At 43.2% G+C, this 9,707-nt stretch carries 11 protein-coding genes; 7 read left to right on the top strand and 4 right to left on the bottom strand.

Features of this window, described 5'->3' with window-relative positions; translation table 11 throughout:
* The 6 genes from AAGC65_RS22450 to AAGC65_RS22425 all read left to right on the top strand — a co-directional run.
* On the top strand, positions 1 to 752 hold a 752-nt coding region (locus AAGC65_RS22450), incomplete at its 5' end, for a tetratricopeptide repeat protein (RefSeq protein WP_407940700.1).
* 185 nt (positions 753 to 937) lie between these two features.
* A complete protein-coding gene (gene ribH / locus AAGC65_RS22445; RefSeq protein ID WP_343114707.1) occupies positions 938 to 1,432 on the top strand; it encodes a 6,7-dimethyl-8-ribityllumazine synthase in 495 nt (164 codons plus the stop codon).
* 235 nt (positions 1,433 to 1,667) lie between these two features.
* Complete coding sequence (gene ytxJ, locus AAGC65_RS22440; protein ID WP_343114706.1) at positions 1,668 to 1,997, top strand: bacillithiol system redox-active protein YtxJ; 330 nt, start codon at positions 1,668 to 1,670, stop codon at positions 1,995 to 1,997.
* A gap of 322 nt (positions 1,998 to 2,319) precedes the next feature.
* Positions 2,320 to 3,204: a lipoyl synthase gene (lipA, locus tag AAGC65_RS22435; protein WP_343114705.1), complete on the top strand. Its 885-nt coding sequence runs from the start codon at positions 2,320 to 2,322 to the stop codon at positions 3,202 to 3,204.
* Positions 3,205 to 3,236: 32 nt separating this feature from the next.
* Complete coding sequence (locus AAGC65_RS22430) at positions 3,237 to 3,788, top strand: RNA polymerase sigma factor (protein ID WP_343114704.1); 552 nt, start codon at positions 3,237 to 3,239, stop codon at positions 3,786 to 3,788.
* 4 nt (positions 3,789 to 3,792) lie between these two features.
* Complete coding sequence (locus AAGC65_RS22425) at positions 3,793 to 4,614, top strand: anti-sigma factor (RefSeq protein WP_343114703.1); 822 nt, start codon at positions 3,793 to 3,795, stop codon at positions 4,612 to 4,614.
* A 322-nt stretch (positions 4,615 to 4,936) separates the two neighbouring features.
* On the opposite strand, the gene AAGC65_RS22420 is transcribed toward AAGC65_RS22425, so the two are convergent.
* From AAGC65_RS22420 to AAGC65_RS22405, 4 genes are all read right to left on the bottom strand, one after another.
* Positions 4,937 to 6,442: an NAD(P)H-hydrate dehydratase gene (locus tag AAGC65_RS22420; RefSeq protein ID WP_343114702.1), complete on the bottom strand. Its 1,506-nt coding sequence runs from the start codon at positions 6,440 to 6,442 to the stop codon at positions 4,937 to 4,939.
* 57 nt (positions 6,443 to 6,499) lie between these two features.
* Positions 6,500 to 6,841: a type II toxin-antitoxin system PemK/MazF family toxin gene (locus tag AAGC65_RS22415; protein WP_343114701.1), complete on the bottom strand. Its 342-nt coding sequence runs from the start codon at positions 6,839 to 6,841 to the stop codon at positions 6,500 to 6,502.
* Complete coding sequence (locus AAGC65_RS22410) at positions 6,838 to 7,026, bottom strand: hypothetical protein (RefSeq protein WP_343114700.1); 189 nt, start codon at positions 7,024 to 7,026, stop codon at positions 6,838 to 6,840. The genes AAGC65_RS22415 and AAGC65_RS22410 overlap by 4 nt, the downstream gene beginning before the upstream one ends.
* A gap of 81 nt (positions 7,027 to 7,107) precedes the next feature.
* A complete protein-coding gene (locus AAGC65_RS22405) occupies positions 7,108 to 8,301 on the bottom strand; it encodes an anhydro-N-acetylmuramic acid kinase (protein WP_343114699.1) in 1,194 nt (397 codons plus the stop codon).
* A 349-nt stretch (positions 8,302 to 8,650) separates the two neighbouring features.
* Here AAGC65_RS22405 and nagB point away from each other — a divergent pair.
* On the top strand, positions 8,651 to 9,707 hold a 1,057-nt coding region (gene nagB / locus AAGC65_RS22400; RefSeq protein ID WP_343114698.1), incomplete at its 3' end, for a glucosamine-6-phosphate deaminase.

Here is a 9,707-nt window from a genome sequence, read left to right as displayed (position 1 = left end):
AATTATTTAATTTAAAAGGTATTGCCAGAAATTATGAAAACCGTAACTTTGCAAACTTTAATTTTGTAACAACAATGTCAAAAATCCAGGCGAATACCAAAGTTGCAGCACCAGAAACCAAATTAGGTCAGAGCGGCAACTTCGTGCGCGAGAATCAAAAAAGCCTATTATTTATAGGTGGGGCCATTATTGCCCTTATTGCTATTTATCTGTTGTATCTGAAACTTTATTTAGGTCCGCGCGAAATAACCGCTGCTGATCAAATGCACGTTGCACAGGATTTTTGGGCTAAAAAAGATTGGGACAAAGCCATTAAAGGCGACGCCAGCTACCCTGGTTTTGAAAAAATCATCAGTGAATACAGCAATACTAAGGCTGCTAACCTGGCTTACTTTTATTTAGGTACCGCTTACTTAAACAAAGGCGAATACAGCAAAGCCATTGATAACCTGAACAACTACCGTGGCGATGATAACATGGCCGCTGCCGAAGCTTTTGGTGGTATTGGTGATGCTTATGTAGAGTTGAAAGACTATGACAAAGCCACTACTTATTATAATAAAGCTATCGATAAAGCAAAAAATAAATTCTTATCACCACTTTATTTGAAAAAATTAGGTCTGGTTTACGAAGAACAAAAAGATAACAAAAACGCCGGCGAAACTTACAAAAGGATAAAAGCAGAATATCCTGAAAGTGCCGAAGCACAAAATATTGACGAGTACATAGCTCGCGCCGAAGCAAAACAATAATCCTGATTTCGGATTTGGGATGTTCGATTTCGGATTTATTGACTTACAGAGCCATTAAATCCAGAATCGGACATTTTTTGTTTAAATAGCATTTAAATCAATTTGCAAACTCCAATAAATCCGAAATCGAACTTCCGATATCCGAAATCAAAATAAAATCGAACATCCCAAATCCGAAATAAAACATGGCTACTCATCTAAAAAATCTATCTGATTTTTCAAATACCGAAATACCATCAGCCGCACCCTATAAGTTTGGTATAGCTGTGGCCGAATGGAACGCCGAAATTACCAATGCCCTGTACCAGGGTGCTTATCAAAGCCTGGTAAACAATGGCGCGCTGCCCGAAAATATTTTTACTTACCCTGTACCCGGAAGCTTTGAGCTAACCTCGGGCGCCGACCTGTTGTTGAAAAGCGGTAACCTGGATGCCGTAATTTGCCTGGGCTGCGTGATACAAGGTGAAACCCGCCACTTTGACTTTATTTGCAACGCGGTAGCAAATGGAGTAAGCAATGTTGCCATAAAATATTCAAAACCTGTTATATTTGGTGTATTAACCACCGATAACCAGCAGCAGGCTATTGATCGTGCCGGTGGTAAACATGGTAACAAAGGCGATGAAGCTGCTATTACAGCCATTAAAATGGCCAGCCTTGCCGAAACATTAAATGGCTGATTAACGTAAAACTGTTTAATTATAACAATGAAAAAATTTATTTACATAGCGCTTGTGGCTCTGGCAATTGGTAGTGTGGTTTCATCATGCTCTAATAAATTATGTCCGGCTTATGGTTCATACCCTAAGAGCCGCCGTTAACACAAATTTGTCATATTTTATTTTCACCTAAACTCATGAGCGGTTTTTGTGTTATAATTGTGTTATAACACTGTATACTATATAATTATATTTTATGAATTGGATTTCGTTGGAGTCGGCAGATCAATTAAACAGTATAAAACAACACCAGGGCTACAGCCTTATATTTAAACATAGTACCCGCTGTTCTATCAGCATGATGGCTAAAAAACGCTTTGAGCTTGACTGGGACGATCTGCCTGCAGATATGCCCCTTTATTTTTTAGACCTGATCAGCTACCGTGACTTATCAAAACAGGTTGCAGAAGTATTCCAGGTTCATCACGAATCACCCCAACTATTGCTGATCAAAGATGGTGAGTGTGTGCTTGACCAATCGCACGGGCAGATCTCCGTTGATGAGGCGCTGTCTGTATTAAGCTAAAAGTTTCAGGAAATTTCTATAGAGGGAGTAACTATTTATCTCGATTTGTTATTGAGATAGAAGAGAGTTAACACGCGAATCATTGCGAGGCATATTATAAATTGCCATTGCGAGGAGGAACGACGAAGCAATCGCGAACTATGCAGGTTTCCCCTGTACAGTTTGCGATTGCTGCGCTGCGCTTACAGCAATGACAATAACAGCTTGGTCTTGGTTCCTGGCTCTTATCTCTTGGCTCTTTTCCGAAGTTTCTTGTCTCTTTTTCGTAAAACTTACCATATGGCCTTTAAATGGTTATTTGGTTTTTAATTACATTTGTACCATGATTGAATTACCGGTAGTTCCTGCTGTTAGCCAACAGCCTCAACGCAGGCCAGATTGGCTTAGGGTTAAGCTTCCTATTGGAAAAGAATATGCGCATGTACGCGGTTTGGTTGATGAACATAAACTGCATACCATTTGCGAAAGCGGTAACTGCCCTAACATGGGTGAGTGCTGGGGAGCCGGCACCGCTACTTTCATGATATTGGGTAATATTTGTACCCGCTCATGCTCATTTTGCGCCGTAGCAACCGGCAGGCCCTTAGCTGTTGATGTTGATGAGCCCAACCGTGTAGCTACCTCTGTAAAACTGATGCAGGTAAAACATTGCGTAATAACCTCGGTTGACCGCGACGACCTGAAAGATGGCGGATCGATCATCTGGGCCGAAACTATAAACGCTATACGCCGCGAAAGTCCAGAAACTACATTAGAAACCCTGCTGCCCGATTTCAGGGGTAACTGGGATAACCTGGCCCGTGTTCTGGAAACCCGCCCCGAGGTAGTATCACATAACCTGGAAACTGTACGCCGCCTTACCAAAGAAGTGCGTATACAGGCTAAGTATGACAGAAGTTTAGAGGCGTTGAAACATGTTTCTGACGCTGGTTTACGCACCAAATCGGGTATTATGCTTGGCCTGGGCGAAACTGAAGACGATATTTTAGAAGCGATGGACGATTTGCTTGCCGCGGGCGTTCATATATTAACTTTAGGCCAATATTTACAGCCTACACGCAATCACCACCCGGTAATTGACTGGATTCACCCGGATCAATTTGCACGGTTAAAACAATTTGGATTAGATAAGGGTTTTAGATACGTAGAGAGCGGGCCGCTGGTGCGTTCATCTTATCATGCAGAAAAACATCTGTTTGATATATAATAATATCATAATTCCTTTATATATTCACGTCGTTGAGTAAGAAACATAAAATATCGCTGACAGAAGAGCAATTGGTTCTTTCGCTTAGGAACCATGAAAAGGTTGCTATTGAGGCTTTATATGATATGTATTCGGCTTCATTATATGGAGTAATTTCACGCATTGTTAATGATACTGCTATTGCCGAGGATGTTTTACAGGAAACTTTTGTAAAAATCTGGCATTCCTTTTCAAGTTACAGCACCGATAAAGGCCGCTTATTTACCTGGATGATCAATATTGCCCGCAATCTGGCAATTGATAAGATCAGATCAAAAGATTTTAAGAACCAGAATAAAAACCAGGAGATTGAAAATAACGTAACTTCCATTGACGAACAAAATAATACGGTTTACAAACCTGAGTTGATGGGGGTAAAAGACTTGGTTCAGACCTTAAAACCAGAGCAAAAATCAATTATTGATCTGGTATATTTTAAAGGTTACACGCATGTTGAAGCTGCTGATGAATTAGGAATTCCGCTTGGTACCATTAAAACACGGTTACGAATGGGTATACAGCAACTCAGAAAACATTTTAATTGAAGTAGTGGAAGATATAAAAGCATATATTGAATCGGGCATTCTGGAGCTTTACGTTTTGGGGGATGTAACCCCTGACGAACGGCTGCAGGTGGAGGAGATGGCTTTAAAACATCCGGCTATAAAAGCAGAGCTGGATGCTATAGAGCGCTCGATGGAGCTATATGCAAAAGAAAACGAGGTTGAACCTTCAGATAATTTGCGACACCGTGTATTAGGCAGTATCCTCACCAACTTTGGCGATGATAATAATTTTCCGCAAAAAGCGCAGCCGCATAAAACAAATATTGTTCCGCTGCCTCCGCGTAAGGAGAGTAATTTTTATAAATACGCTTTTGCGGCCAGCCTTGCCCTGTTAGTGGCCAGTAGTGTGGCGCTCATCAGTGTGTACTCTCGCTTAAAGGAATCAAATACGCAGCTTATTACGTTGCAATTGCAAAATCAACATTTTAGTAACCGGGTAAATTTGATGGATAGGGAGTTGAGCATTCTCCGTGACCCTTCCTTCAAGCTGCTTAGGTTAGAAGGTACGCCTAAAAACCCAACAATGGCTGTAACCGTGGCGTTTAGTCCGGTTCATCAAAAAGTGATGATTGATATGAAAAATGTCAAATTGCCACAAAATGATAAAGATCATCAATACCAGCTTTGGGCCCTGGTAGGTGGTAAACCTGTTGATCTGGGTGTTTTTGATGCCGCCGCCGATTCTATAGATATGAAAGAAATGAAATCTATAGCCCGTGCCGACGCGTTTGCTGTAACGCTTGAGCCCAAAGGTGGCAGTGTAAACCCCACTATGGATCAAATGATGGTATTAGGGAAGTTCTAAATACAATTACTTCTTTTTTTAGCTTATTCCTTTTTTTATCTTAAGGTATATTAATTTTCCGGTCAAAATATTTCTGTTGATTGTTAGGTAATTACGAAATTTGAATGGCCGCATTTAGCTTATTTAACAGTTATTTAATAATAATCTCAATCAATTATTCGTTTTTTTGTAACTAATAGGCGTTTGGTGCGTCTTAGTATTAGTTAGGTTAAAAACATGATCTATATCATATAAATCTAACCCCGGAATTTGAGTATTTAGTTCTTTATAAGATCAGTTAATAGTTAATAAAAACGGTTGTACGATACTTACAACCGTTTTTTTATGCCATTAATTTTGCCATAGTAAGCGGGAGCTGGGTGGCAAGCTTTCCGGGTAAAACTACATTAAGGCGGTTAGGGAGTGCCAGTTCATCACCGGCTTTGCCATGTAGGTAAATGCCGGCAAGGCAGGCTTGCAAAGGCGTATATTTTTGAGCAAGCAGCGCCGCTATAATGCCGGTAAGCACATCGCCCATACCTCCAGAAGCCATAGCAGGATTCCCCGTCGAATTAAAATAAGCCTTGCCATCCGGCGATAGGGTTATGGTATAATCGTTTTTTAAAACAATATATATATTAAGTTTTTGGGCTTGCTCAAGCCCGGTTTGCAGCCGTTGCCACCAGCTTGTATGCTTGCCAAAAAGCCTGTCAAACTCTTTCATATGGGGCGTTAGGATGCTCCCGTCGGGCAATTGTTTTAACAACTCGGGATGTTCGGCCAGGATATTTAAGGCATCAGCATCCGCGATCACAGGTTTTTTATAGTTTTTGATAATGTCTGATAGCAGGGCGACAGCATCATCGCCTTTACCCAAACCAGGGCCTATAGCTACCGAGCTGAATTTTTCCCAGTCTATTTCGGGTAACTCGTTTTCATTTCTTACGATGGCCATAATTTCGGGCAGGTAGCTGTTCAGGGCAGTAAGGCCGCTTTCGGGCACGCAGGCAGTAGTTAGTCCGGCTCCCGTGTGTACCGCAGCAGAGGCGCTGAGCAATGCCGCGCCCATAGTTTTGGCCTGCCCGGCAATGATCAGCGTATGGCCATAAGAGCCTTTATTGCTGAAGCGGTGCCGGGGTTTTAGCATCCCGCGAATATCTTTTTCCTCTATAAACTGATAGGGGGAGTTTAATGATCGTATAAATTTTTCGCTGATGCCAATGTTCACCGCTTCCCAGCAATCGATATAAGCGGCCGATTCGGGCAGTAAAAAATTGATCTTGGCTTGCTGAAAAGTGATCACCAGGTCGGCATTGATCGCGGTAGCATCTGGCAAAATTTCTCCCTCCGAAAAAAAACCGGTAGGTACGTCAACCGCCACTACGGTTCTCTTAAGTTGGTTTATATGCTTTACTATCCGCTCATAATCTCCGGAAAGAGGTTTGTTGAGGCCGCTGCCCAGCAGGGCATCAATAATGATGTTGCTATGATCATCCGGCAGGTCGCCCCCTTTATTGATCTCCGTTATAGGGATGTCAGTTTGTTTTAGCCTGTCAAGGTTCACGTTAAAGTCGTCCGTGGCCTTATCGCTGAAGCGCATTACATAAACATGTAGCTTTTTATAATCATGCTGATTAAGCAGGCGGGCTATGGCCAATCCGTCGCCGCCATTGTTACCTGTGCCGCAATAAAAACTGATGGCTTTCTTTTTATCCGGAAAGTGATTAATAAACCAGCCTACAAAGGCTTTGGAGGCACGTTCCATCAAGTCGGTAGAACTGATAGGTTCATTGGCGATGGTATAAGCATCGCCCTCACGTATTTGGGTAGCGGTAAGTAATGGCAGCATATACTTAAAAGTAGGGAATTGTGGGTTTTGTTTGGGGGAGAAATAACAAGTGATATATTATATCCCAAAAACTACTTCCTGAACCTTATTAATCACATTTCTGAATACATCCAGTTTTAAAGAAGCGCCAGTGCGCGTAATTACATCTTCCGGATAAAATTGTTGTACCATATGGCAAACAGCAAACCCAGCACGTTGATTGCGCGGGTTATTGATCATTTCCGGTTTTATCTCAAAAGTGAATTCAGGAAAAATATTCTTGGTAGAAAGCAGAATAGCATAAAAAAATCCTTCACTTTCATAAATATCATCAACAGATACTACTAAAGCAGGATGAGCCTCAGGTTTATTTCCGGTGTGAAAAGCAATCTCTACAATATCCCTTTGATGGATATTCATAAATGCTTCAATATTTTATTACGGGTAACTTCTGCACGGTGAGCAAAATGCTTCTGATAATCTTCTTTAGTTAGCTTGTCCAGTTCGGCTAATTTAGATTCTCTTACTTTAACACCCAACTTTTTCAATTGAGCTAATACCTCTTCGGTATTATTATCAGGAATATCAATTGTTATTGTTGTCATATCAAAACTCATTCAATAATAACAAATTTAACATTATTTCCTCAATAAAGCCTGACCAGCTTTGAACTTTACAATCAGTGCTCAACCTCCAAAACTAAACTTCCCCATTAACACGGCAGGGTTATTGCCTATGGCAACAGGCTCGCCACAAAGGGCTTCGTTACCGATCAGGGCAAACAATATAGCCTCTTTAGCATCGGGGTCAATACCCAGTTCGCCGGTATCAGCAATGGGAGTATCAGTAAAAGCCTGTTTCAGGTGATTCATCACAAAGGGATTCCTGGTGCCGCCGCCACTTACAAATATGTTAAGATCATCAACTATGATATTGGTTTTTATAAAGTTGATGATAGATGTAGCTGTAAACGCGCTCAGGGTACTCACCAGATCATCATTGCTGATGTTTGTTGTGCCTGACTTAGTCTGAGCCTTCTCTACATACGCTAAACTAAATAATTCGGGCCCGGTAGTTTTGGGAAGCTGCTCTGTAAAAAATGGATGATCAAACAAAGCAGTTAATAAAGCTTCGTTTATATTGCCCCGGTTGGCAATAGCCGAATCGGGGTCATAAGGCATATCAAAATATTTACGGCAAGCAGCATCAATCAGGGTATTGCCCGGGCCAATATCGGTACATAAAATTTTAGATGCGTCACTATCGCCGGGTAAATAGGTGAGGTTGGCAATACCACCAATGTTTAATAAAATCCTGCTTTGGCCGGGTTGGCTAACCAAAAGTACATCACCATATAAGGCCAATGGTGCGCCCTCACCGCCAGCGGCAATATGTTTCTGCCTGAAATCACTGATGGTGATGATGCCTGTTTTTATCGCTATATGGTCGCCGTCGCCAATTTGCAGGGTAGCGTTCGGAAAGTTTTGCTGCCCGTGTAAGCGCTTTGGGGCATGGTATATGGTTTGTCCGTGACTGGCTATAAAATCAACTGTGTCGGGTGCTATATTCCAGCTTTGAAGTGCTTCCAATACCAATTCGGCATGATAATTACCTATAAAAGCGTTAAGTAGTGTAACCTGCTCCAGGCTGGCTGTTTTGCGGGCAAACACCTGCTGAACCTCGTCCTTAAAACTTTGAGGGTAGGGAATGGTAACGAACTGAAGCAACTTAAAACTGGTTTGCAGGCCGCTGCCCGTAAAGCTGCATAAGGCTATATCCAGGCCATCAAGCGAAGTACCAGACATAAGGCCAATACCTGTTTTGGTTGTTTTTTGAGCGATATCAACCAGTTTTTGCAAATTTTTATTGAGCGATAACATGGGTTTAAATTACTATTAGTTGGCGGGTTTACAAAAAAGCCTCACCTAAACAAATGACTCACCCCGTCAACGCTTCGCTGTACGACCCTCTCTTCAGCTTCGCTGGAAAGAGGGTGAGAAATTTTTTTCTTTCCTCTTTATCCTTTTTTCCTTGCCCTCTTTCCGCCGCAAGCGAAGAGAGGGCGGTCCAGCGAAGCGTAGACCGGGTGAGTCAATAAACAACACGATTTTCATAGCTATCCCTTTAGCGAGGATTATTTCATGAGGGCTTCGCCGTTTAGGTGAGGCTTTTTATAAATATCTGATATATTTGTTTTGAACAAGCTCATAAACCTATTAATCAATATTCATGGCCCGATTAAATTTATTGGAAGAGACCCGGTACGAGAAGCTGCCGGTAAGCGTATATGGCAACCAGCAGGAAGCCTCGGTGGCGGTAGCTCAAAGGATAGCGGCACTGATCCGCGGTAAGCAAAGCAAGGGCGAAAAAGCCGTGCTTGGGCTGGCCACCGGTGTAACCCCTATCGGGGTATATGCCGAGCTGGTGCGTTTGCACCGCGAGGAAGGACTGTCGTTCAGCAACGTGATCACCTTTAACCTGGATGAGTACTACCCCATGAAGCCCGACGCGGCCCAAAGCTACGTAACGTTCATGTACGAGAACCTCTTCAGCCATGTAGATATTGACAGGGCCAATGTTCATATACCCAATGGTACCCTGGAGCAGGATGCCGTGGTACCCTTCTGCCTGAACTATGAGCACCAGATCGAAGAACTGGGCGGACTGGACCTGCAGATCCTGGGTATCGGCCGTACGGGCCACATCGGTTTTAACGAGCCGGGCTCGGCCCCCAACTCGGGAACCAGGTTGGTGACTTTGGATGACCTGACCCGTAATGATGCCTCGCGTGATTTTGGCGGCAAGGCCAATGTGCCTACCAAAGCCATCACGATGGGTATCGGTACCATCTTCAAGGCCCGGGAGATCATCCTGATGGCTTGGAGCAAAAAGAAGGCCCCGATCATCAAGAAAGCGGTGGAAGGCGAAATGTCGGGCGAGGTACCAGCCACTTACCTGCAATTGTCAGACAACGTAGAGTTTGTACTGGACGAAGCAGCAGCTTCTGAGCTGACCCGCTTTGATACCCCCTGGCTGGTAAAAGACTGTTCCTGGGATGATAAGGTACTGCGCAAGAAAGCGGTGATCTGGCTGGCCGATACCATCGGCAAACCGGTACTGAAGCTCACCGAGGAGGATTACAACAACCACGGTATGGCGCAGCTGGCCGTGGAGCAGGGCCCGGTATACAATATCAATATTGATATTTTTAACCAGATACAGCATACCATTACCGGCTGGCCGGGAGGTAAACCCGATGCCGATGATTCACAAAGACCGGAAAGGG

Source organism: Mucilaginibacter sp. (genome assembly GCF_039207105.1).
Classification (GTDB): domain Bacteria; phylum Bacteroidota; class Bacteroidia; order Sphingobacteriales; family Sphingobacteriaceae; genus Mucilaginibacter.
The sequence above is the reverse complement of the archived record's forward strand: the minus strand, read 5'-3'. Positions and strand labels throughout refer to the sequence as shown.

Excerpts from the sequence above, each read along its gene's own strand:
- ribH (WP_343114707.1), top strand. The coding sequence starts at position 938 with ATGGCTACTCATCTAAAAAATCTATCTGATTTTTCAAATACCGAAATA.
- ytxJ (WP_343114706.1), top strand. The coding sequence starts at position 1,668 with ATGAATTGGATTTCGTTGGAGTCGGCAGATCAATTAAACAGTATAAAA.
- lipA (WP_343114705.1), top strand. The coding sequence starts at position 2,320 with ATGATTGAATTACCGGTAGTTCCTGCTGTTAGCCAACAGCCTCAACGC.
- AAGC65_RS22420 (WP_343114702.1), bottom strand. The coding sequence starts at position 6,442 with ATGCTGCCATTACTTACCGCTACCCAAATACGTGAGGGCGATGCTTAT.
- AAGC65_RS22415 (WP_343114701.1), bottom strand. The coding sequence starts at position 6,841 with ATGAATATCCATCAAAGGGATATTGTAGAGATTGCTTTTCACACCGGA.
- AAGC65_RS22410 (WP_343114700.1), bottom strand. The coding sequence starts at position 7,026 with ATGACAACAATAACAATTGATATTCCTGATAATAATACCGAAGAGGTA.
- AAGC65_RS22405 (WP_343114699.1), bottom strand. The coding sequence starts at position 8,301 with ATGTTATCGCTCAATAAAAATTTGCAAAAACTGGTTGATATCGCTCAA.